The following is a 20,374-nucleotide window of genomic DNA, read 5'->3' as shown; positions in this document are numbered from 1 at the left end:
GCAGACCAGCACGACCTGGCTCGATCGCGGGTCGGCCGGGCCGAGGGTGAGCAGGCGGCACGCACGACATTCGGGCATTCGTCAGTTGCTGACGGGCGCCCGGGGCCAGACGACAGTTAGCGGAGGACATGGCAAAGAAGGACGGCGTCATCGAGATCGAGGGCAGCGTGATCGAGGCCCTGCCGAACGCGATGTTCCGTGTGGAGCTCGCGAACGGCCACAGGGTCCTCGCGCACATCTCGGGCAAGATGCGTCAGCACTACATCCGGATCCTCCCGGAGGACCGTGTCGTGGTCGAGCTCAGCCCGTACGACCTGTCCCGCGGTCGGATCGTCTACCGCTACAAGTAACCACCACCCCATCGAGCGCCGTCGGGGCGCCGGCACCTGCCGGCGTGCGTACGGCGGCGGAGGAACACTGATGAAGGTCAAGCCGAGCGTCAAGAAGATCTGCGACAAGTGCAAGGTGATCCGCCGGCACGGTCGCGTCATGGTGATCTGCGAGAACCTGCGCCACAAGCAGCGCCAGGGCTGATCGCAGCCACCTGCTGACGGCGAGTTCGCCGTCACGCACAAGCGCACCACCACGAACCCGACGTCCCGCGAGGGGCGGCGGGGGAACCCTCGGCCCAGGGGCCGGGGCCCGCGGTCTTCGCGGGAGGGCGGTGCGGCAGACCTCTGGAAGAAGTACAGGAGCCGGACGACACATGGCACGTCTTGTCGGCGTCGACCTCCCCCGCGACAAGCGGCTCGAGGTTGCGCTCACCTACATCTACGGCGTCGGCCGTACCCGCGCCCAGCAGACGCTGGCCGCCACCGGGATCAGCCCGGACCTGCGCGTCAAGGACCTCGGCGACGCCGAGCTCGTCGCGCTCCGTGACCACCTCGAGGGCACGTACCAGCTCGAGGGCGACCTGCGTCGCGAGGTCGCTGCCGATATCCGCCGCAAGGTCGAGATCGGCACCTACCAGGGCCTGCGTCACCGCCGCGGCCTGCCGGTGCGCGGTCAGCGCACCAAGACCAACGCGCGCACCCGCAAGGGCCCGAAGCGCACCGTGGCGGGCAAGAAGAAGACCCGCTGACGCCAGCAGTCCGGCATGCGGGCGCACATCGCTGACGCCCGCACCGGTCCGACGACCTCAGACCAGGAGAGAACGAGCACACATGCCTCCCAAGACTCGCGCCACCGCCGCTGGGCGGAAGCCGCGCCGCAAGGACAAGAAGAACGTCCCGCTCGGCCAGGCGCACATCAAGAGCACCTTCAACAACACGATCGTCTCGATCACCGACCCCTCGGGCGCCGTGATCTCGTGGGCGTCCGCCGGCCACGTCGGCTTCAAGGGCTCCCGCAAGTCCACGCCGTACGCCGCGCAGCTCGCTGCCGAGTCGGCGGCGCGCCGCGCCCAGGAGCACGGTGTCAAGAAGGTCGACGTCTTCGTCAAGGGCCCGGGTTCCGGTCGTGAGACCGCGATCCGCTCCCTCCAGGCGACCGGCCTCGAGGTCGGCTCGATCCAGGACGTGACGCCCCAGGCGCACAACGGCTGCCGCCCCCCGAAGCGTCGCCGCGTCTGACCCTCCCGACGTCGTCGGGCCCGGGTGCCGAGGGATCGGCACCCAGCCCGGTACGACGCCGCAGCCTGCCCGGGCGGGTGGACAGAGTCCCGCCCAGGACCGCGAGAGTTCGCGGATCCGTGATGCGTCATATGGCGGACGCACACTGAAAGGACCAGATCGTGCTGATCGCACAGCGCCCCTCCCTGACCGAAGAGGTCATCTCGGAGTACCGTTCGCGCTTCTCCATCGAGCCGCTCGAGCCTGGCTTCGGCTACACGCTCGGCAACTCGCTGCGCCGGACCCTGCTGTCGTCCATCCCGGGCGCAGCCGTCACCTCCATCCGTATCGACGGTGTGCTCCATGAGTTCTCCACCGTGCCGGGTGTCAAGGAAGACGTCACCGAGATCATCCTCAACATCAAGAACCTCGTCGTCTCCTCGGAGAACGACGAGCCGGTCGTGATGTACCTGCGCAAGACCGGCGCAGGCGTGGTCACCGCCGCGGACATCGTGCCGCCGGCGGGTGTCGAGGTGCACAACCCCGACCTGCACGTCGCCACGCTCAACGACAAGGGCAAGCTCGAGATCGAGCTGACCGTCGAGCGTGGTCGTGGCTACGTGTCGGCCGCGCAGAACAAGTCCGACGAGGCCGAGATCGGCCGTATCCCCATCGACTCGATCTACTCGCCGGTCCTCAAGGTCACCTACAATGTCGAGGCCACCCGAGTCGAGCAGCGTACGGACTTCGACAAGCTGATCGTCGACGTCGAGTCGAAGTCGGCCATGGCGCCGCGCGACGCGCTCGCTTCGGCCGGCAAGACGCTCGTCGAGCTGTTCGGCCTCGCCCGCGAGCTGAACGTCGAGGCCGAGGGCATCGAGATCGGCCCGTCGCCGACGGACTCCGCGCTGGCTGCGGACCTGGCGCTGCCGATCGAGGAGCTCAACCTCACGATCCGGTCGTACAACTGCCTCAAGCGCGAGGGCATCCACCAGGTGGGTGAGCTGGTCGCGCGCAGCGAGGCCGACCTGCTCGACATCCGCAACTTCGGTGCGAAGTCGATCAACGAGGTCAAGGAGAAGCTCGCCGAGCTGGGCCTGTCCCTCAAGGACTCGCCGCTCGACTTCGACCCGTCCAGTGCCGCGTACTTCAGCGGTGGGGACGACGAGGCCACGTACACCGACGAGCAGTCGTACTGACGTCTCCGCGCCCGCAGCGGCCCGCTCGACCTGACCGGGCCGCGCGGCGTGGAACCACCCTCAAGGAGAACCAGAAATGCCTACCCCCACCAAGGGTCCGCGGCTCGGAGGCGGCCCGGCTCACGAGCGCCTGATCCTCGCGAACCTGTCGACGGCGCTCTTCGAGCACGGCCGCATCACCACCACCGAGACCAAGGCGAAGCGACTGCGCCCCCTGGCGGAGCGCCTCATCACCTTCGCCAAGCGTGGTGACCTGCACGCCCGTCGTCGCGTCCTGACCGTCGTGCGCGACACGTCCGTGGTGCACACGCTGTTCACCGAGATCGCCCCGGCCATGGCCGAGCGCAACGGTGGCTACACGCGTATCACCAAGGTCGGCAACCGCAAGGGCGACAACGCGCCGATGGCGGTCATCGAGCTCGTCACCGAGCCGGTGAGCCCCAAGCAGGCCGTCGTCAAGGAGGCCACGAAGGCCGCCGAGAAGGCTGCCAAGCCGGCCGACGAGAAGCCCGTCAAGGACGAGGCTCCGGAGACCACCGAGGCGCCCGAGGCTCCGGCCGAGGCCGCCGAGGAGAAGGCCACCGCCGCCGAGGAGACCAAGGAGGCCTGACCTCCCGCAGCTCCGGCTCACGACGCAGCCCCGTGCCACCCGAGGTGGTGCGGGGCTGTGTCGTCCCCGCGGTGGGCACGTGGCACGGCGGGGGGCATGGTGGGAGCATGGTCGCTCGCACCGTACCGCCCGCCGTATCTGACGCGCCTGGCGTGCCTATCGCGCCTATCGCGCCCGTCGTGCTCGTCCACGGGTCGAGGACGTCGGCCACGATGTGGCGCCGTCAGCTGGCGGCACTGGGCGCCGCGGGGGTCCGGGTGGTCGCCGTGGACCTGCCGGGCCACGGCGGGCGCACCGCCGAGCCGTTCACCCTGGACGGGGCGGTCGCGACGATCCGGGAGGGCGTCGACGAGGTCGGCGGCCGGGGGCTCGTGGCAGGGCTCTCCCTGGGCGGGTACCTCGCCATCGAGCATCGTGCGCGGCACCCCGAGCAGAGCCTGGGTCTCGTCGCGGCCTCGTGCAGCACGCCCACGTCGTCCGGGTTGCGCCCCGCCTGGTTGCGGATCGCCCGCTGGATCGAGGGCTGGCCGGACCAGGGCGCGTGGCTGAACGGTGCCTTCGTCCGGGCGGTGCTCGACGCCGAGAGCGCCCGCGACCTGAGTGCCGGCGGCTTCGCGCTCCGGGTGATGAGCCAGATGCTGCGCGAGCTGGAGCCCACCGACACCCTCGGGGCGTTGGCCGCGGGGCGCAGCCCGGTGTGGGTCGTCAACGGGCGGTACGACCATTTCCGCGCCCAGGAGCGCGCGCTCGTCGCGGCGGCCCGGTCGGGCGGGGCGCCCGCGCGGCTCGTCGTGGTGCCGCACGCCCGGCACCTCGTCAGCCTGGACGCGCCCGTCGCGTTCACGCGGGTGCTGCTGGAGGCCTCGGCCGAGCTGGGGCCGGCCGCGCCGCGACCGGGCGGAGCGCGGTCAGCCGAGCGGCAGGTCCCAGGCCCGGGCACCGCCCACGAGCGCGGCGGAGTTCGGGACGACGACGACGTCGTCGCCCAGGCGGTCGAGCGCGGTCGGGGTGATCCTGCGGGAGTTGCCGCCGCCCAGGTAGAGGCGGTCCCAGCGGAACACCGGTCGCAGGCCGTCGACCATGGCGACCACGCGTCGTGACCACAGCCCGTCCCCGAGCCGGCGCCGCTCGGGCTCCCCGATGTACTGGTCGTACGTCGCGCCGCGACGCAGCGGGGCGTGCGACCACTCGAGGTGCGGCGCGAGCCGGCCGCCGTCGAAGAGGGCCGAGCCCAGCCCGGTGCCGAGCGTGAGCACCAGCTCGACCCCGGAACCCGCCACCACGCCGGCGCCGTGCACCTCCGCGTCGTTGAGCACCATCGCCGGCACGCCGAGCCGGCGGGCGAGCGCGCCACGGACGTCGAAGCTCTCCCAGGCCGCCACGAGCTCGGGCAGCACGCGGGAGCGTGGGCCCGAGCGGGTGATGTAGTGCGGCGTGTGCACCACGACGCCGTGGCGGATCATGCCCGGCATCCCGAGGGTCACTCGGTGCGCGGCCGGGAGGCGGGCCGCGATGTCGGCCACGGTGTCCAGGAGCAGCCTCGGGGGCAGCGGGTAGGGCGTCGGCACCCGGACGGGGGTGGCGTGCGCGGTGCCCGCCGAGTCGAGGACGGCGGCCTTGATGCCGCCGCCACCGCAGTCGACGGCGAGGGTCAGCACGTCCGAGGGGGCGGGGGGCCGGGGGCCCGTCGTCGTCCCGGGGCGGGTTTCTGGGGTGCGCGCGGAGGCGCCTGCGTCGGTCATCAGGGGACATCATCCGGCCACAATGGTGCCGTGAGCACGCCGACACCCCCCGACGCCTTCAGCCCCGGCCCGACCGCAGACACCCTCCGGGTGCGCCTCGACCTCGCCTACAACGGCACGCGCTTCGCCGGATGGGCCACGCAACCCCGGCTGCGCACCGTGCAGGGCGTGCTCGAGGACGCGCTCGCGACGGTGGTGCGCGCCGGCCCGCTGGGGCTGCCTCGGCCGCGCCTCACCGTCGCCGGGCGCACGGATGCGGGGGTGCACGCCCGAGGGCAGGTCGCGCACGTCGACGTCTCGCGCGAGCGCTGGGAGGCGCTGCCGGGGCGGTCCGACCGCGCCCCCGGTGCGGCGCTGACGGACCGGCTCACGGGCCTGCTGCCGCCCGACGTGGTGGTGCACCGCGCCTCCGAGGCGCCTGCCGGCTTCGACGCGCGGTTCTCCGCGCTGCACCGCCGATACGCGTACCGGGTGGCCGACGCCCCGGCGCTGCGCGACCCGTTGCGCCGCGACTGGATGTTGTGGCACCGCCGTACGCTCGACGTGGAGGCGATGCACCGGGCGATGCAGCCGCTGATCGGCCTGCACGACTTCGCCGCGTTCTGCAGGCCCCGCGAGGGTGCCACGACGATCCGCGAGCTCACCCACCTGGTTTGGGAACGGCCCGCCGCGGGACAGGACGCTGGGCTCGCCGTCGCCACCGTGCAGGCGGACGCGTTCTGCCACTCGATGGTGCGGTCGCTCGTCGGGATGTCGCTCGCCGTGGGGGAGGGCCGCCGGGACGAGGACGCGCCGGCCGCCGTCCTGGCCGAGCGTGTCCGGTCGGCCGCCGCCGGCGTGGTCGCCGCGCGCGGGCTCGTCCTGGAGCACGTCGAGTACCCGGACGACGACGACCTCGCCGCCCGGGCCGAGCGCATCCGCGCCAGGCGTGACCCGGGCGAGGTCGGTGGTTGAGCCGCAGGCTCGACCATCGGAACGCTAGGGCTCGTCGACCCAGTGGACGGCGGCCTCCTCGGCGCTGGCGCCGGCGCCGTCGATGCCCGCGTCCTCGCCGTAGATGTCGTTGTGGCGGTCGCCGTCCTCGCCGGGGTCCGCCTCCGGGTCCTCGGCAAGTCGTCCGGCGCGGGTGGTGTCGGGCCGTTCGAGGGGGTCCCGCTCCCAGACGTCCGGCTGCTCCTCGCGGAGCCGGCGGTCGAGGGGCTCGCCGGCGGACTCCTCCCAGGCGGTCTCGCCCCAGTGGTTGGACCGCGAGCGCTCCAGCGGGGAGTAGCCCTCGTCGAGGAGGTCGTCGAGGTCGGGGTCGGCCAGGGTGTCCTCGTTGGGCAGCTGGTCCGCGTCGCCCTCGGCGCCGGTGAGGGGGTCGGGGGAGGTGCCTGGGGTGTCGGTCATGGTCCTACGGTGCCTCCGTGGGCAGGCTCCCGCATCCCCGCCCGAGGGCCGCGGAGCTGGCCGCCGCAGGAGGGTGACAGGCGCCATTTTGACCGCGGGGGCACTCGGTCGCTAAACTGACCAGTCGTTGTGCTTTGCCTCCGGTGTCCTGCGTCGTCAGCGCGCCCACTCGCCCCCGACGACGCCTCGGCCAGGGACACCAGCATGGAGCCCCGCGCACAACATCCTGACTCATCGGGCGCCGCTTCTCGCCCGACGACACCGAACACGAAAAGGTGACGCAACCGTGCGTACTTACACCCCCAAGCCCGGCGACGTCCAGCGTGACTGGTACGTGGTCGACGCGACCGACGTCGTCCTCGGCCGCCTGGCGAGCCAGGTCGCCACCCTTCTGCGCGGGAAGCACAAGCCGACCTTCGCCCCGCACGTCGACGGTGGTGACTTCGTCATCGTCATCAACGCGGACAAGGTCGCCCTGAGCGGCAACAAGCGGGAGACCAAGCTGGCCTACCGCCACTCCGGTTACCCGGGCGGTCTCCGCTCGGTCAACTACGGGGAGTTCCTCGAGAAGAACCCCGAGCGGGCCGTGGAGAAGGCCGTGCGCGGCATGCTCCCGAAGACCTCCCTCGGGACGCAGCAGCTCGGCAAGCTGAAGGTCTACCGTGGCGCGGAGCACCCGCACGCGGCCCAGCAGCCCAAGCCGTTCGAGATCATTCAGGTTTCGCAGCAGGCCTGAGCCGCTGCCGGATGCAAAGCGAAGGAATCCCAGTGGCCGAGACCACCGTCGACACCGAGCTGGACGAGAACACGCCCAGCTCCTACACCACCGAGACCGCCGCGCCCGTCGCGGACGGCGGCCAGTCCATCACCGCTCCCGGCCAGGCCGTCGGCCGCCGCAAGGAGGCCGTGGCGCGTGTGCGCCTCGTCCCCGGCACCGGGCAGTGGAAGATCAATGGGCGCACCCTCGAGGACTACTTCCCGAACAAGGTGCACCAGCAGCTCGTGAACTCGCCGCTGAAGCTGGTCGAGGTCGAGGGCCGCTTCGACGTCATCGTCCGCCTCACCGGCGGTGGCCCCTCGGGCCAGGCCGGTGCGGTGCGCCTGGGCATTGCCCGCGCGCTCATCGCGATCGACACCGAGGCGAACCGCCCCGCGCTGAAGAAGGCCGGCTACCTCACGCGTGACCCGCGTGCGGTCGAGAGCAAGAAGGCCGGTCTCAAGAAGGCCCGCAAGGCCCCGCAGTACTCGAAGCGCTGATCGAGCGCTCCTGATCGACAAGCATCGACAGGAGCGTGCAGCGCACGGACGGCCCCGTCGGAACACTCCGGCGGGGCCGTCCGCACGTCCGGCTACGATCGGTGCGGCGCCCGTCCGGGGTGGCCGTGGTGGCGCGCAGGCCGAAGGGTGCCGCGTGCTCGGAGGAGGAGACATCGTGCGACTGTTCGGCACGGACGGGGTCCGTGGACTGGCCAACCGGGACGTCACGGCGGAGCTGGCCCTCGGGCTCGGCAGCGCTGCGGCGCACGTCCTGGGCAGCTCCGGCGAGTTCACCGGCCACCGGCCCCGCGCGGTCGTCGGGCGTGACCCGCGGGCGTCCGGCGAGTTCCTCTCCGCCGCCGTCGGTGCGGGGCTGGCCAGCTCCGGCGTCGACGTCGTCAACCTCGGCGTGATCCCGACGCCGGCGCTCGCCCACCTCGTCGGGGCGATGGACATGGACCTCGGCGTGATGATCTCCGCCTCCCACAACGCGATGCCGGACAACGGGATCAAGTTCTTCGCCCGCGGGGGCCACAAGCTCGCCGACACCGCCGAGGACGAGATCGAGGCGCGCCTGGGCCAGGACTGGGAGCGCCCCGTCGGCGCGGACGTCGGGCGCATGCGCTCCGACGCGGGCGTGGCCGCCCAGCAGTACGTGGAGCACCTCGTGGCCAGCGTCGGCACGACGCCGGACTTCCGGCCCCTGGACGGCCTGCGCATCGCCGTCGACGCGGCCAACGGCGCGGCGAGCCAGGTAGGTCCCGACGCGCTGCGGGAGGCCGGCGCGGACGTCGTCGTGATCAACGCCAGCCCGGACGGGCGCAACATCAACGAGAAGGCCGGCTCGACCCACCCCGAGCAGCTGCAGGCCGTGGTCGTGGCGGCCGAGGCGGACTTCGGGGTCGCCTTCGACGGCGACGCGGACCGCTGCCTCGCCGTCGACCACGGTGGCGTGCTCGTGGACGGCGACCAGATCCTCGGAATCCTCGCGCGCGGGCTCAAGGACGAGGGGCGGCTCCCGTCCGACACGCTGGTCGTGACGGTGATGAGCAACCTGGGCCTGCTGCTCGCCATGCGCGACGCCGGCATCGCGACGGTGCAGACGGGCGTGGGCGACCGACACGTGCTCGAGGAGATGCGCGCGCACGGGTACGGGCTGGGCGGTGAGCAGTCGGGCCACATCATCCTGGCCGACCACGCCACGACCGGCGACGGCGTGCTCACGGCGCTGCACCTGGCGGCCCGCGTCAAAGCGACCGGCCGCCGTCTGGCCGACCTCGCCGTCGAGGTCCCGCGGCTGCCCCAGACGCTCGTCAACGTCAAGGGCGTGGACAAGGACCGGGCGGGCGACGACGAGGGCGTGCGCGCCGCGATCCAGAAGGCGGAGACGCACCTCGGCGAGACCGGCCGGGTGCTGCTGCGTCCGTCCGGCACCGAGCCGCTCGTCCGCGTCATGGTCGAGGCCGCGACGCAAGCCCAGGCCGACAGCGTGGCGGACCGGCTCGCCGCCGTCGTCCGCGACCGGCTGGCCCTGTGACCGACGGCCTGCCGGCCGCGGACGAGGCCTCGGGTGACGCCGCCCTGCGCGCCGCCGTCGTCGACCTGCTCGACCGCGCCGACGCCGCGGCCGACGGGCCCGGCACGGGCATCCTGCCGATCGTGCAGGCCGGCGCGCCGGTGCTGCGCACCCCGGCCGCGCCGTACGCGGGCGGGCTCGGCGACGTGCTGCCGCGGCTGATCGACGCGATGCGGCGCACGATGCACGCCGCCTCCGGCGTCGGCCTCGCCGCGCCCCAGGTCGGCATCGGGCTCGCGATCGCCGTGGTCGAGGACGCCGGAACGGACGTCGACGACCCGCGCGAGCGGACGCCGCTGCCGTTCCGGGTGCTGATCGACCCGCGGTACGAGCCGGTGCCCGGCCCGGACGGCGAGCCCGAGCGGGTCGCGTTCCACGAGGGCTGCCTGTCCGTCAGTGGGTGGCAGGCCGTCGTGGCGCGGCACCGCCGGGTGCGGCTGACCGGCCGCGACGAGACCGGCGCGCCGATCGACGAGGTGCTCACCGGCTGGCCCGCCCGCATCGCGCAGCACGAGACCGACCACCTGGCCGGCGAGCTCTACCTCGACCACGCGCGGGTGCGCACGCTGACCTCGAACGAGAACCTCGTGCGCTACGGCCCGGTCGTGGAACAGGGGTTCGTGGAACTGAGGTGAACATTCGGCGTTCAGGGTGGAACCGGGGGAAATCCCCATGCAGCCTGTGCGGCGACTCTGCCTAGGCTGGAGTCGTGACGCCGTTCGGCGTCGTGCGACCGCCGGAGGCATCCTCCCGGCCGACGAACCGAGGGACCGTGCTGGAGACTCTGTCGACGATGCTGGGTCAGCTGGAGAGCTGGATCCTCGACCTGGGCGCGTCCGTGTGGATCTACCCGGCGATGTACGTCTCCGCGACCGTCGACGGCTTCTTCCCGCCGATCCCCAGCGAGTCCGTCATCATCACGCTGACCGTGCTCTCGCACTCCACGGGCATGCCCTGGCTGCCCGGTGTGCTGGCTCTCGCCATCGCCGGCGCCTGGACGGGCGACCAGATCGCCTATCAGATCGGGCGCGTCGTCGGCACCGACCGGATCCGCATCCTGCGCAGCCCGCGCGGGCGCAAGTCCGTCGCCTGGGCGCGGCACGCGCTCGACCACCGGGGGGCGTCGTTCATCCTGGCGGCCCGCTACGTCCCGATCGGCCGGGTGGCGGTCAACATGACCGCCGGGGCTGTGGGTTACCCCCGGCGCCGCTTCATGGTCTACTCCGCGATCGCCGCCGTCACGTGGGGCATCTACTCGATGCTGATCGGCCTGGCCGCCGCGTCGTGGCTCGGCCACAACACGCTGCTCGCGATGGCCGTCGGGGTGGGAGCGGGCGTGCTGATCGGCGTCCTCGTGGACCAGGTGGTGCAGCGCGTCACCGGGCCGGCGAAGGTCCGGGCGGTGCCTGCCGACCAGCACGACCAGGCGGACGACGAGTCCACGCGCCGGGCTGCCTGAGCGCCCTCACAGCTTGCGCAGCCGCACCCGCTGCACGGAGTGGTCCGGGCCCTTCGTGAGCACCAGCGTGGCGCGGCCGCGCGTGGGCAGCACGTTGTGCTCGAGGTTGGGTGCATTGATCGACTCCCAGATGGACAGCGCCCGCTCCGTCGCCTCGGCGTCGGACAGGTCGGCGTAGCGCCGGAAGTACGACTCGGGCTTGCTGAACGCCGTCTTGCGCAGCTGCAGGAAGCGTTCCACGTACCACTGCCGGATGTTGCGGGTACGGGCGTCGACGTAGATGGAGAAGTCGAAGAAGTCGCTCACCGCGACCGTCGACTCGTCCACCGCCGAGGGACGCGCGGGCTGGAGCACGTTCAGACCCTCGACGATCAACACGTCGGGCTTGCGGACCACGACCTCCTCGCCCGGCACGATGTCGTACGTGACGTGCGAGTAGACGGGGGCCCGCACCTCCGCCTGCCCGGCCTTGATGCGCGACAGGAAGCGGATGAGGGCCCGGCGGTCGTAGGACTCCGGGAAGCCCTTGCGGTCCATGATCCCGCGGCGCTGCAGCTCGGCGTTGGGGTAGAGGAACCCGTCGGTGGTGACCAGCTCGACGTGCGGCGTGTCCGGCCAGCGGGCCATCATCTCGCGCAGCACGCGCGCCGTCGTCGACTTGCCCACGGCGACCGACCCGGCGACGCCGATGACGTACGGGGTGCGCGGGGGGTCCTCGTGCAGGAACGTCGAGGTGGCGCGGTGCAGGCCGGAGCTCGCCGCGACGTACAGGTTGAGCAGCCGGGACAGGGGCCGGAAGACGGCGTCCACCTCGGCCAGGTCGATCGGGTCGCCCAGCCCGCGGAGGCGTACGACGTCGGCGTCGGTGAGCGGGAGCGGGGTCGACGAGGACAGCCGGCTCCACGCCGCACGGTCGAGGTCGACGTACGGCGAGGCCGGCGCGAGCCGGGTCAGATGCTCGCCCAGGGGCGGGATGCCGGGAGCGGTGTCGGAGGACTGCGGTGCCACCCGCACGATTCTGCCCGAGCCACCGGTCGCTCCTGCAACTCGGGCGGGTCAGGGGTGCTCGCACCCTCGTCATCGCGGAGGACGGCGACGACCAGGTGAGCCGGTCCGCGGCGGGGATCTTCTGGATCCCGAAGGCCCCGACGCTGCTGCAGCCGCTGCTCGCCGTCGTGCTCCTGCAGATCTTCGCCATGGCGCTCGCCGGTGCCGAGGGGCTCGACGTCGACCAGCCCCGCAACCCGGCGAAGTCCGTCACCGTCGAGTGACCCGCCCCCGGGCGCCGACCACCTGGCCGACCGTCGAAGGGGCATGATCGGCGCATGGACCTGGCGGAGCTGAGCGACGAGGTCGAGATCATCTCGCGGGTGTACGAGCGGCGCTTCGGCATCGAGCGCACCGACGACTGGCTGGTGCTCAAGCTGCACGAGGAGGTCGGCGAGCTGACGCAGGCGTACCTCGCCCGATCGGGGCGGTCGCGCGACCGCGGGGACGGGCGTGAGGTCGACGGGGCGTTCCGGGCCGAGCTCGCCGACGTGCTGGCGCAGCTGCTGCTCGTGGCGCGCCGGTTCGACGTCGACCTCGAGGCCGAGGTGGATCGCAAGTGGTTCCGGTACCGGCACCTGGTGGAGCCGCAGGACGAGGCCGGAGTGCGGGCGCCGCGCTGAGCACCCGCCGCTAAGCCGCCTGACCGGCTGCCTCCTCGACGCGGTCTAGCCACTCGCCCACGAGGGCGTCGAACAGCGCCGGCTGCTCGATCTGTAGGTTGTGCCCCGCCCGGTCGAGGACGGCGAACGTGGCGTGCGGGTAGTGCTCGAGGACGCGCCAGGCGTCGCGATAGCCGGTCGAGGAGTCCTGGCGGCCGAGCAGGAAGAGCGTGGGGCTCCCGAAGGGGCGAGGCTCGAGCGGGAACGTCCCGGCGTAGTGCGACCCGACCCGCCGGACCGTGTCCGGGTCGGCCGCGGCGAGACCGGGCGCCACCTCGGCCTCGGTGCGCCGCCACGTCTCGTGCGTCTGCACCACGCCGACGTCGTCCGCGTCAAGGGCGTCGGCGCCGACCTCGCGCAGCAGCTCCGGGTCACGGACCAGCACCCGGTGCTGCGGAACGTCGCGCTGCGCGTGCTCGGGCACGATCACGGGGCACAGCAGCGCGATGCCCCGGACCCGTTCCGGGTCGGCGGCCACCAGCCCGCGCGCGAGGTACCCGCCGTACGACTCGCCGACGACGACGTACGGGCCCGGCGCCAGCTGGTCGATCGCGGACCGGACGACCGCGAGCACGTCGTCGGTGCTCCCCACCCCGGACGGCCGGCTGGCGCCCATCCCCGGCAGGTCGAGGTAGACGCGCCGCCAGCCAGGGCGGGACGCGAGCACACCCTCGAACGCAGTGAGCATGAGCCGGTGGTCCACGGGGAACCCGTGCAGCAGCACGAGCGTGGGCACGTCCTGCCCCGCCGGTGCGCCCCGCTCGACGTAGTGGACCCGGGACCCTGCGGCGTCGACGAACATGGGCGGGACCCTACGGCCGGGCACCGACACCGGCCCTGGGGGCACCTAGGCTGAGCCGCATGATCATCGGCGTGGGCATCGACGTGGTGGACGTCGCCCGGTTCATGGCGACCGTCGAGCGGGTGCCGCGCCTGCGGGAGAAGCTCTTCACCGAGGCCGAGCGCGACCTGCCGGCCTCGTCGTTGGCCGCCCGGTTCGCCGCGAAGGAGGCCATCGCGAAGGCGCTGGGGGCCCCGGGGAACATGCACTGGCACGACGCCACCGTGCACCGGGTGGTCGGCGGCCCGCCGGAGGTCGAGCTGCGCGGCACGGTACAGGCGCGCGCCGACGAGCTCGGCGTGAAGGCCTGGCACCTGTCCATCTCCCACGACGCGGGCATCGCGTCCGCCATGGTGGTCGCCGAGGGCTGACGTCTCCCGTCGTGCAGCTCCGCGCCCGTCGCCGGAAGCTGCGCCGGTTCCCGGCGATGGTCGCGAGCGAACGGGTCTGGGTCGAGACCACCGATGTGACCGACGACCTCGACACCCTGTTCCCCATCGTGGGCGCGGAGTTCGAGGCGGGGGGACGACGTCGTCGGTCACGTGGGCCGGGCGGTCTGCCGTCTCTTCGACGCCGCGGCGAGCCGGTGCAGTTCGCGACCGGCCGTTTCGCCGAGCTGCTCCGCCCCGTGAGCCCGGTCAGTCCTGCAGGGCGGGGATGACCTGGCGCTGGAACAGCTCGATCTGGTCCCGGTCGGCCGCGGCGTTGGGGAAGTAGTTGATGGCGTAGGTCATGCCGCGCGACTGCAGGTCGGTCAGTGCCTCGACGACCTGTTCGGGCGTGCCGACGAGCGGGCTGTTGCGCCAGTTCGCGATCTCCTGCTCGCCCTTCTCGCCGGGGGCGTGCTTGCGGAAGTGCGACTCGATCCACGCGAAGCGGTCGTCCACCTCCGCCTGGTTCTCCCCGATGACGACGTTGTAGTCGGACGAGCGGGTGATCTCGCCGAAGTCACGACCCACGTCGCGGCAGTGCTGCTCGAGGATCGTCGACTTGCGCGAGAAGCCCTCGGGGGAGCCGTCGAAGTTGGTGTACTGCGCGAACCGCGCGGCGATGCGCAGCGTCTTCTTCTCGCCGCCGCCCGCGACCCACAGCGGGATGCTCGGCACCTCGGCGCCGCCGTCGCCGACGGGCAGCCGCTGCAGGGGCTGCGGGTAGCACAGGGCGCCGTCCACCTGGTAGCGCTCGCCGTCGAACTTCCCGGAGCTCCCGGTGCGCCACATCTGCGTGATGATCTGCAGGCCCTCGTCGAGCGCTCGCAGGCGCTCGCCCGCGCGCGGGAAGCCGTAGCCGTACGCGCGCCACTCGTGCTCGTACCAGCCGGCCCCGATGCCCAGCTGCGCACGGCCGCCGGAGATCGCGTCGACCGTCGAGGCGACCTTCGCCAGGTACGCCGGGTTCCGGTACGACATGCACGTGCACATCTGGCCCAGCTTCACGCGCTGCGACGTCGCCGCGAACGCCGCCATCAGCGTCCATGCCTCGTGCGTGGCCTCGGTGCTCGGCACGGGGACGGTGTGGAAGTGATCGAAGACCCACACGGAGTCCCAGGCCCACGGGCCGCCGGGGATCGGCTCCCCGGCCGCGGCATTGTCGGCGTAGTGGAGCAGGGACAGCATCGTCTCCCAATGCTGCTCCGGCGGGATGTCGGTGAGCGAGTGGCGCCAGCCCTGCGGGATGAAGAGTCCGAATCGCATGCCCGGAAGCCTATGCCCCGGCCTGCGGAGACGCTGCGGGACGCGTCGGCGCGCGGCAGGATGCGTCCCATGATCTCCGCCTGGTCCGCAACCGATGTCCGCGCGGCCGAGGAGCCGCTGCTCGCTGCCGGCGTGCCGCTGATGGAGCGCGCGTCGTTCGCCCTCGCGACGCTGGTGCTGCGCGACGTGGCGGGGGTCCGGCGCGCGGTCCGGGACACCCGTGTCGTGCTGCTGGTGGGCGCGGGCAACAACGGGGGCGACGCCCTGCACGCCGGCGCGGTGCTCGCGCGCCGGGGGCTAGCGGTCACGGCCGTGCTGACCTCCGAGCGGTTCCACGCCGGAGGGCGCGCCGTGCTGGAGCGGGCAGGCGGCCGCGTGGTCGAGCTGTTCGCCGCCCCCGAGCGCCTGCGGGCGGTGGCCGACGACGCCGCGCGGGCCGACGTCGTGCTCGACGGCCTGGTCGGCATCGGCGCTCGCGGCCCCCTGCGCGGCCTCCCGGGCGATCTCGTGAGCGCGCTGTTGGCCCGGTCGGTGCCCCGATACGGGGCCAACAGCGCGCTCAGAGCACCTGGACAGGGGTGGCCGTGGGTGGTGGCGGTGGACGTGCCGTCCGGCATCGGGGTGGACGACGGCGCGGTGGCCGGGCCGGTGCTGGCCGCGGACCGCACGGTGACCTTCAGCGCGGCCAAGCCCGGCCTGCTGCTGCCGCCGGCCGCCGGGCTGGTGGGGGAGCTGAGCGTGGTCGACATCGGCCTGGGGGTCGAGGGCGATCCCGCGGTGCTGCGCCTGGCGCCCGCGGACGTCGGCCGGTCGTGGCCGGTGCCCGGCGGCGCGGACCAGAAGTACACGCGCGGGGTGGTCGGGATCGTGGCCGGCACCGCCACGTTCCCGGGCGCGGCGGTGCTCACGACCACCGCCGCCGTGCGCGCCGGCGCCGGGATGGTGCGCTACCGCGGCTCGGAGAGCGTCGGGCGGGCGGTCCTCGTCGCGCGCCCGGAGGTCGTCACCGCCCCGGGGAGGGTGCAGTCGTGGGTGGTGGGCCCCGGCGTCCCCGGGGGGCCGGAGGCGGCGCACGAGGGCGAGGACGAGGGGCTCGACGACGGGCAGCACGAGCGCGGACGGGCGGCGCTGGCCGCTGCCGCGGGTCGCCTCGCGGGCACCGCCGGCGCGCCCGTGCCCGCCGTCGTCGACGCGGGCGGGCTGGGGCTGCTCGACGACGTCAGCCCGGCGTGGTTCGTGCTCACCCCGCACGCCGGCGAGCTGACGACACTGCTGCGCTCGCGCGGCGAGGACGTGCGCCGCGTGGACGTCGAGGCCGAGCCGCTGCGCTGGGCGCGGCGGGCGCACGAGCTCACGGGCGCGACCGTGCTGCTGAAGGGCGGGGTAACCGTCGTCGTCGGGCCGGGGGTCGCGTACGCTCAGGCCGACGGGCCGGGCTGGCTCGCGACGGCGGGCTCCGGCGACGTCCTGGCCGGCGTGCTGGGCACGATGCTGGCGGCCCGTGCGGTGGAGGTCGTCGAGCGGCCGGCGCTCGCGGCCGAGGTGGCCGCCGCCGCGGCGCTCGTGCACGGGCTCGCCGGGCACCGGGCGAACCCGGGCGGACCGGTGGCCGCCCTCGACGTGGCCGACGCCGTGCCCCGCGAGGTCGCCGCGCTGCTCCGCGACCGCTGAGACCCGCGCGCGCGACGGCGCGCCGACCGCAGGACGAGAGGACTCGCCCATGACGACCACCGCACGCAGGACCGACGGCTCAGCCGGGGACGTCGACTACGGCGCCATCGGCGGCGGGTACACCGAGTACCGGCGGCCCGAGCCAGAGTTCGCCGCGACGATCGCCTCGGCGCTCGGCGACGCACGCACCGTGCTGAACGTGGGCGCGGGCGCGGGGTCGTACGAGCCGCGCGACCGCGACGTCACCGCCGTGGAGCCGTCGGCCACGATGCGCGCCCAGCGACCCGCGCACCTGCCGGTCGCCGTCGACGCCACGGCCGAGGTGCTGCCGTTCCCCGACGACGCGCTCGACGCCGCCATGACGACGTTCTCCGTGCACCAGTGGACCGACCTCGACGCCGGCCTGCGCGAGCTGCGCCGGGTCGCGACCGGCCCGGTGGTGGTCATGACGTGCGACCCGGCGCGCCTCGACCGGTTCTGGCTGCACGACTACGCGCCCGAGCTGATCGAGACCGAGGCGGGTCGCTACCCTGCCGTCGACCGCATCGCGTCCGGGCTCGGAGGGGACGTCGAGCTCGTGGGGCTGCCGATCCCGCTCGGGTGCGTGGACCGGTTCAGCGAGGCCTACTACGGCCGCCCGGAGGGTCTGCTCGACCCGGGCGCGCGGCAGGCGAACTCGGCGTGGAGCTTCGTGCCGGACGGGGTCCAGGAGCGGTTCGTGGAGCGACTCGGCGCGGACCTCGCCTCGGGCGAGTGGGACCGCCGGTTCGGGCACCTGCGCACGCAGGCGCACCTCGACGGCTCGCTGGTGCTGGTCGTGAGCCGGCCGGCGGGCTGACGGTTCCGCACCTCAGCGCGGCAGGGACTTCTCGATCAGCCCGACGACGGCGGGGTCGTCCGGCACCGTCTGCGGGGAGAACCGGTGCACTTCGCCGCCGGGCAGGACGACGAACTTCTCGAAGTTCCACCGGACGCGGCCCGAGTGACCGCCGTCGTCCGCGGCCTTCTTCAGCTCGGCGTACAGCGGGTGGGTGTGCCGGCCGTTCACCCGGACCCGGGAGACGACGGGGAACGTCACGCCGTAGGTGGTGGAGCAGAACTCGGCGACCTTCTCGTCGGTGGACAGCTCCTGCAGGAACTGGTTGCTGGGGAATCCCACCACCGTGAACCCGCGGTCGGCGTATGTCTTCTGCAGCTCCTCCAGGGTTGTGTACTGCGGTGCCAGCCCGCAGCGTGACGCGACGTTGACCACGAGCACCACGTCGTCGCGATGCTCGGCCAGCGACGCCGTGGTGCCGTCCATGCGCTCGAACGGGATGTCGTAGAGGCTCATGCCCTCATCATGCCGCGCGGGGCGAGGTGCGCGGGAGAATGGAGGAGTGTCAGACCGCCCGCGCCCGCACCGCCCGCCGCTCCCGGTCCGCGACGGGCTCAACCCGACCCGGCTGGTGCTGCCCCACGACGCGGCGAGCACGGCCCGCTACGCCACCGCGACCCAGTACCTGCTGGACCGGTTCCCGCACGACGCCGGCCGCCTGGCGGAGAAGGTCGCCGCGGGCGAGGTCGTGACGGGGGCGGGCGCCGTCGTCGACCACGACACCCCGTACGAGCCGCGCGGCTTCCTCTACCTGTACCGCGACCCGCCCGCCGACGAGCCCGAGGTGCCCGCCCTCGACGACCTGGAGGTGCTGCACCGCGACGACGACCTGCTCGTGGTGGACAAGCCGCACCTGGTCGCGACGATGCCGCGCGGGCGGTGGGTGACCCGCACGGTGCTGGTGCACCTGCGCGCCACCCTCGACCTGCCGGACCTGCCGGACCTGGTGCCCGCGCACCGGCTGGACCGGCCCACGGCCGGCGTCCTCGTGCTCACGCTGCGGCCCGAGGTGCGCGGCGCGTACCAGACGGCGTTCCAGGACCGCGCGGTGCGCAAGGTCTACGAGGCGGTGGCGCCGCTGCCGGCGGCGGGCACGGAGGCGGACGCACGGCTCGGGGCGGAGGGCGCGACGACGGTGCGCTCGCGCATCGTCAAGCACCGCGGCGTCGTGCGGGCGCAGGCGGAGCCGGGGGAGCCGAACGCCGAGTCGCGGATCACGCTCGTCGCGCGCGACGACGCCCGCGGCCTGGGCTTCTACCGGCTCGAGCCGCACACCGGCAAGACGCATCAGCTGCGCCTGCACATGGCCTCCCTCGGGCTGCCCCTGCTGCACGACCCGTTCTGGCCCCAGCTGCGCGAGGACGCACCGGACGACCCCGATCGCCCCCTGCAGCTCCTCGCGCGCTCGCTCGCGTTCGCCGACCCGATCAGTGGGACCCGCCGGGAGTTCCGCTCCCGGCGCCGGCTGCGCGAGTGGCCCGGTGCCGAGCGGTGAGAGAATTCTTGACCGTGAGCACCGACCTGAGCTCCGTGGTCCCACCCTTCCCCGACGACCTCCTGGCCCGCGCCGTGATCGACCTGGCGGCCGTGTGCGACAACGTGCGCGCGCTGGCCGGCCAGGCGCCCTCCGCCGCGGTGATGGCGGTGGTCAAGGCCGACGGGTACGGGCACGGGATGTTGCCGGTGGCCCGGGCGGCGCTCGCGGGCGGCGCGACCTGGCTCGGCACGGCCGTGCCGGCCGAGGCGCTCGCGCTCCGCGCCGGCGGGATCGCGGCCGCCGATGCCCGCGTGATGACCTGGCTGTGCGCCCCCGGCGCGCCGTTCGAGCGCCTGGTGACCGCGCGGGTGGACGTCGGTGTCGCCGCACCCTGGGCGCTCGACGAGGTCGCCGCCGGTGCGCGGGCGGCGGGCGCACCGGCGCGGGTGCACCTCAAGGTGGACACCGGGCTCGGGCGCAGCGGGATCATGCCCGCCGACCTGCCCGACGTCGTGCGCCGGGCGGCCGCGCTGGAGGCCGAGGGCGTGTTGCGGGTGGTGGGCGTCATGTCGCACCTGGCGTGCGCGGACGACCCCGGGCACCCGTCGATCGCCCTGCAGGCCCGCGCCTTCGACGACGCAGTCGCCGCCGCCGAGGCCGCCGGCCTGCGCATCGAGGTCCGCCACCTCGCCAACTCCGCGGCCGTGCTCACCGACCCGCGCCTGCACTACGACCTGGTCCGCCCGGGCATCGCCGTCTACGGACACTCGCCCGTGCCGCAGCTCGGCGTGCCCGGCGACTACGGCCTGCGGGGCGCGATGACGCTGCAGGCGCGGCTCGCCACCGTCAAGGACATGCCGGCCGGGCACGGCGTCTCCTACGGGCTCCAGTACACGACGACGCAGGACACGCGGCTCGGCGTGGTGCCGTTGGGGTACGCCGACGGCATCCAGCGGCACGCCTCGGGCGGGGAGCTCGGCGTCGGCGGCCCGGTCGGGGTCGGGCGGGGAGACCCCGCGCGCGGTGGCTCCGCCCGGGTGCTGCGTGTGGCGGGACGCGTCTGCATGGACCAGTTCGTGCTGGACCTCGGGCCGGGGGCGACCGAGCGGGCCGGGGACGTCGTGACGCTCTTCGGGGCGTCGGACGGCGTCGAACGCGGCGCGGTCGTGCCGAACGCGGAGGACTGGGCCCGCGCGGCGGACACCATCAGCTACGAGATCGTCACCGGGATCGGGGCGCGCGCGCCGCGCGTCCACGTCGGGGCCGGCACAGAGATCGGCACAGAGATGGACACGGGGAAGGAAGTGCAGCGGTGAGCGACGT

At 73.5% G+C, this 20,374-nt stretch carries 25 protein-coding genes and 2 pseudogenes; 21 read left to right on the top strand and 6 right to left on the bottom strand.

From position 1 onward, the window contains the following. The first annotated feature begins 128 nt into the window (after nt 1–128). The 7 genes and pseudogenes from infA to AC1C2W_RS09355 form a co-directional block, all read left to right on the top strand. On the top strand, nt 129–350 hold the full coding sequence (infA, locus tag AC1C2W_RS09385) for a translation initiation factor IF-1 (protein ID WP_135973020.1): 222 nt from the start codon (nt 129–131) through the stop codon (nt 348–350). A gap of 70 nt (nt 351–420) precedes the next feature. Beyond that, a complete protein-coding gene (gene rpmJ, locus AC1C2W_RS09380) occupies nt 421–534 on the top strand; it encodes a 50S ribosomal protein L36 (protein WP_009740505.1) in 114 nt (37 codons plus the stop codon). A gap of 172 nt (nt 535–706) precedes the next feature. Next, the gene (rpsM, locus tag AC1C2W_RS09375; RefSeq protein ID WP_495388604.1) at nt 707–1,081 is read left to right on the top strand and encodes a 30S ribosomal protein S13; all 375 of its coding nucleotides are present in this window, start codon (nt 707–709) and stop codon (nt 1,079–1,081) included. A gap of 82 nt (nt 1,082–1,163) precedes the next feature. Continuing rightward, nucleotides 1,164–1,571: a 30S ribosomal protein S11 gene (gene rpsK, locus AC1C2W_RS09370; protein WP_495388603.1), complete on the top strand. Its 408-nt coding sequence runs from the start codon at nt 1,164–1,166 to the stop codon at nt 1,569–1,571. A gap of 161 nt (nt 1,572–1,732) precedes the next feature. Beyond that, nucleotides 1,733–2,749, top strand: coding sequence for a DNA-directed RNA polymerase subunit alpha (locus AC1C2W_RS09365; RefSeq protein WP_495388602.1), 1,017 nt, complete (start codon nt 1,733–1,735; stop codon nt 2,747–2,749). 76 nt (nt 2,750–2,825) lie between these two features. Next, nucleotides 2,826–3,359, top strand: coding sequence for a 50S ribosomal protein L17 (gene rplQ, locus AC1C2W_RS09360; protein WP_495412958.1), 534 nt, complete (start codon nt 2,826–2,828; stop codon nt 3,357–3,359). 107 nt (nt 3,360–3,466) lie between these two features. Beyond that, nucleotides 3,467–4,141, top strand: a pseudogene (locus AC1C2W_RS09355) (alpha/beta fold hydrolase); the annotation flags it as partial. A gap of 126 nt (nt 4,142–4,267) precedes the next feature. On the opposite strand, the gene AC1C2W_RS09350 reads toward AC1C2W_RS09355, so the two are convergent. Beyond that, on the bottom strand, nt 4,268–5,101 hold the full coding sequence (locus tag AC1C2W_RS09350; protein ID WP_495388600.1) for an ROK family protein: 834 nt from the start codon (nt 5,099–5,101) through the stop codon (nt 4,268–4,270). A gap of 30 nt (nt 5,102–5,131) precedes the next feature. On the opposite strand from AC1C2W_RS09350, the gene truA reads away from it, so the two are divergent. Beyond that, nucleotides 5,132–6,055, top strand: coding sequence for a tRNA pseudouridine(38-40) synthase TruA (truA, locus tag AC1C2W_RS09345; RefSeq protein ID WP_495412957.1), 924 nt, complete (start codon nt 5,132–5,134; stop codon nt 6,053–6,055). A gap of 24 nt (nt 6,056–6,079) precedes the next feature. Here truA and AC1C2W_RS09340 read toward each other — a convergent pair whose 3' ends face one another. Beyond that, nucleotides 6,080–6,490 carry a DUF5709 domain-containing protein gene (locus AC1C2W_RS09340; RefSeq protein WP_495388598.1) on the bottom strand — a complete coding sequence of 137 codons (411 nt, stop codon included), beginning with the start codon at nt 6,488–6,490 and terminating at the stop codon, nt 6,080–6,082. A gap of 286 nt (nt 6,491–6,776) precedes the next feature. Here AC1C2W_RS09340 and rplM point away from each other — a divergent pair, with 286 nt between their 5' ends. From rplM to AC1C2W_RS09315, 5 genes are all read left to right on the top strand, one after another. Continuing rightward, nucleotides 6,777–7,226 carry a 50S ribosomal protein L13 gene (rplM, locus tag AC1C2W_RS09335; RefSeq protein WP_495388597.1) on the top strand — a complete coding sequence of 150 codons (450 nt, stop codon included), beginning with the start codon at nt 6,777–6,779 and terminating at the stop codon, nt 7,224–7,226. 32 nt (nt 7,227–7,258) lie between these two features. After that, entirely contained in the window at nt 7,259–7,747 is a 489-nt protein-coding gene (gene rpsI / locus AC1C2W_RS09330) for a 30S ribosomal protein S9 (RefSeq protein ID WP_495388596.1), read from the top strand. 172 nt (nt 7,748–7,919) lie between these two features. After that, nucleotides 7,920–9,284 (top strand): phosphoglucosamine mutase, encoded by a 1,365-nt coding sequence (gene glmM / locus AC1C2W_RS09325; protein WP_495389124.1) that lies wholly within the window; start codon nt 7,920–7,922, stop codon nt 9,282–9,284. Further along, nucleotides 9,281–9,958: a peptide deformylase gene (locus AC1C2W_RS09320; RefSeq protein WP_495412956.1), complete on the top strand. Its 678-nt coding sequence runs from the start codon at nt 9,281–9,283 to the stop codon at nt 9,956–9,958. Before glmM ends, AC1C2W_RS09320 begins: the two co-directional genes overlap by 4 nt. Nucleotides 9,959–10,032: 74 nt before the next feature. Continuing rightward, nucleotides 10,033–10,782 (top strand): DedA family protein, encoded by a 750-nt coding sequence (locus tag AC1C2W_RS09315; RefSeq protein WP_495388594.1) that lies wholly within the window; start codon nt 10,033–10,035, stop codon nt 10,780–10,782. Nucleotides 10,783–10,788: 6 nt separating this feature from the next. Here AC1C2W_RS09315 and coaA read toward each other — a convergent pair whose 3' ends face one another. After that, nucleotides 10,789–11,757: a type I pantothenate kinase gene (coaA, locus tag AC1C2W_RS09310; protein WP_495389123.1), complete on the bottom strand. Its 969-nt coding sequence runs from the start codon at nt 11,755–11,757 to the stop codon at nt 10,789–10,791. Between the two features lie 59 nt (nt 11,758–11,816). On the opposite strand from coaA, the pseudogene AC1C2W_RS09305 reads away from it, so the two are divergent. Together AC1C2W_RS09305 and AC1C2W_RS09300 are read left to right on the top strand one after the other, a co-directional pair. Then, nucleotides 11,817–12,053: pseudogene (locus AC1C2W_RS09305) on the top strand (glutamine--fructose-6-phosphate transaminase (isomerizing)); the annotation flags it as partial. A 54-nt stretch (nt 12,054–12,107) separates the two neighbouring features. Beyond that, nucleotides 12,108–12,452, top strand: coding sequence for a pyrophosphatase (locus AC1C2W_RS09300; protein ID WP_495388593.1), 345 nt, complete (start codon nt 12,108–12,110; stop codon nt 12,450–12,452). Between the two features lie 10 nt (nt 12,453–12,462). On the opposite strand, the gene AC1C2W_RS09295 is transcribed toward AC1C2W_RS09300, so the two are convergent. Further along, a complete protein-coding gene (locus AC1C2W_RS09295) occupies nt 12,463–13,293 on the bottom strand; it encodes an alpha/beta fold hydrolase (protein WP_495388592.1) in 831 nt (276 codons plus the stop codon). Nucleotides 13,294–13,352: 59 nt separating this feature from the next. Between AC1C2W_RS09295 and AC1C2W_RS09290 the strand changes: the two genes are divergently transcribed. Continuing rightward, nucleotides 13,353–13,703, top strand: a complete 351-nt coding sequence (locus tag AC1C2W_RS09290) for a holo-ACP synthase (protein ID WP_495388591.1) — start codon at nt 13,353–13,355, stop codon at nt 13,701–13,703. An 11-nt stretch (nt 13,704–13,714) separates the two neighbouring features. Next, nucleotides 13,715–13,993 carry a hypothetical protein gene (locus AC1C2W_RS09285; RefSeq protein ID WP_495412955.1) on the top strand — a complete coding sequence of 93 codons (279 nt, stop codon included), beginning with the start codon at nt 13,715–13,717 and terminating at the stop codon, nt 13,991–13,993. On the opposite strand, the gene AC1C2W_RS09280 is transcribed toward AC1C2W_RS09285, so the two are convergent. Then, on the bottom strand, nt 13,971–15,026 hold the full coding sequence (locus tag AC1C2W_RS09280) for an LLM class F420-dependent oxidoreductase (RefSeq protein WP_495388590.1): 1,056 nt from the start codon (nt 15,024–15,026) through the stop codon (nt 13,971–13,973). The two genes, AC1C2W_RS09285 and AC1C2W_RS09280, sit on opposite strands and share 23 nt — an antisense overlap. A 69-nt stretch (nt 15,027–15,095) precedes the next feature. Between AC1C2W_RS09280 and AC1C2W_RS09275 the strand changes: the two genes are divergently transcribed. Continuing rightward, nucleotides 15,096–16,697 carry a bifunctional ADP-dependent NAD(P)H-hydrate dehydratase/NAD(P)H-hydrate epimerase gene (locus tag AC1C2W_RS09275; protein ID WP_495412954.1) on the top strand — a complete coding sequence of 534 codons (1,602 nt, stop codon included), beginning with the start codon at nt 15,096–15,098 and terminating at the stop codon, nt 16,695–16,697. 49 nt (nt 16,698–16,746) lie between these two features. Next, nucleotides 16,747–17,535 carry a class I SAM-dependent methyltransferase gene (locus AC1C2W_RS09270; protein ID WP_495412953.1) on the top strand — a complete coding sequence of 263 codons (789 nt, stop codon included), beginning with the start codon at nt 16,747–16,749 and terminating at the stop codon, nt 17,533–17,535. Between the two features lie 12 nt (nt 17,536–17,547). Here the strand turns inward: AC1C2W_RS09270 and AC1C2W_RS09265 are convergent, their stop codons facing one another. After that, nucleotides 17,548–18,030, bottom strand: coding sequence for a glutathione peroxidase (locus AC1C2W_RS09265; RefSeq protein ID WP_495388586.1), 483 nt, complete (start codon nt 18,028–18,030; stop codon nt 17,548–17,550). A 46-nt stretch (nt 18,031–18,076) separates the two neighbouring features. Between AC1C2W_RS09265 and AC1C2W_RS09260 the strand changes: the two genes are divergently transcribed. Both AC1C2W_RS09260 and alr read left to right on the top strand, forming a co-directional pair. Then, entirely contained in the window at nt 18,077–19,069 is a 993-nt protein-coding gene (locus tag AC1C2W_RS09260; protein WP_495412952.1) for a pseudouridine synthase, read from the top strand. Nucleotides 19,070–19,083: 14 nt separating this feature from the next. Further along, nucleotides 19,084–20,367, top strand: a complete 1,284-nt coding sequence (gene alr / locus AC1C2W_RS09255) for an alanine racemase (protein ID WP_495412951.1) — start codon at nt 19,084–19,086, stop codon at nt 20,365–20,367. Nucleotides 20,368–20,374 lie beyond the last annotated feature (7 nt).

The sequence above is a fragment of the Isoptericola sp. Y581 genome (assembly GCF_059445475.1).
The sequence above is the reverse complement of the archived record's forward strand: the minus strand, read 5'-3'. Positions and strand labels throughout refer to the sequence as shown.

Excerpts from the sequence above, each read along its gene's own strand:
- AC1C2W_RS09300 (WP_495388593.1), top strand. The coding sequence starts at position 12,108 with ATGGACCTGGCGGAGCTGAGCGACGAGGTCGAGATCATCTCGCGGGTG.
- rplQ (WP_495412958.1), top strand. The coding sequence starts at position 2,826 with ATGCCTACCCCCACCAAGGGTCCGCGGCTCGGAGGCGGCCCGGCTCAC.
- AC1C2W_RS09290 (WP_495388591.1), top strand. The coding sequence starts at position 13,353 with ATGATCATCGGCGTGGGCATCGACGTGGTGGACGTCGCCCGGTTCATG.
- AC1C2W_RS09295 (WP_495388592.1), bottom strand. The coding sequence starts at position 13,293 with ATGTTCGTCGACGCCGCAGGGTCCCGGGTCCACTACGTCGAGCGGGGC.
- rpmJ (WP_009740505.1), top strand. The coding sequence starts at position 421 with ATGAAGGTCAAGCCGAGCGTCAAGAAGATCTGCGACAAGTGCAAGGTG.
- AC1C2W_RS09350 (WP_495388600.1), bottom strand. The coding sequence starts at position 5,101 with ATGACCGACGCAGGCGCCTCCGCGCGCACCCCAGAAACCCGCCCCGGG.
- infA (WP_135973020.1), top strand. The coding sequence starts at position 129 with ATGGCAAAGAAGGACGGCGTCATCGAGATCGAGGGCAGCGTGATCGAG.
- AC1C2W_RS09340 (WP_495388598.1), bottom strand. The coding sequence starts at position 6,490 with ATGACCGACACCCCAGGCACCTCCCCCGACCCCCTCACCGGCGCCGAG.
- AC1C2W_RS09265 (WP_495388586.1), bottom strand. The coding sequence starts at position 18,030 with ATGAGCCTCTACGACATCCCGTTCGAGCGCATGGACGGCACCACGGCG.
- AC1C2W_RS09280 (WP_495388590.1), bottom strand. The coding sequence starts at position 15,026 with ATGCGATTCGGACTCTTCATCCCGCAGGGCTGGCGCCACTCGCTCACC.
- AC1C2W_RS09275 (WP_495412954.1), top strand. The coding sequence starts at position 15,096 with ATGATCTCCGCCTGGTCCGCAACCGATGTCCGCGCGGCCGAGGAGCCG.
- AC1C2W_RS09270 (WP_495412953.1), top strand. The coding sequence starts at position 16,747 with ATGACGACCACCGCACGCAGGACCGACGGCTCAGCCGGGGACGTCGAC.
- rpsM (WP_495388604.1), top strand. The coding sequence starts at position 707 with ATGGCACGTCTTGTCGGCGTCGACCTCCCCCGCGACAAGCGGCTCGAG.
- rpsK (WP_495388603.1), top strand. The coding sequence starts at position 1,164 with ATGCCTCCCAAGACTCGCGCCACCGCCGCTGGGCGGAAGCCGCGCCGC.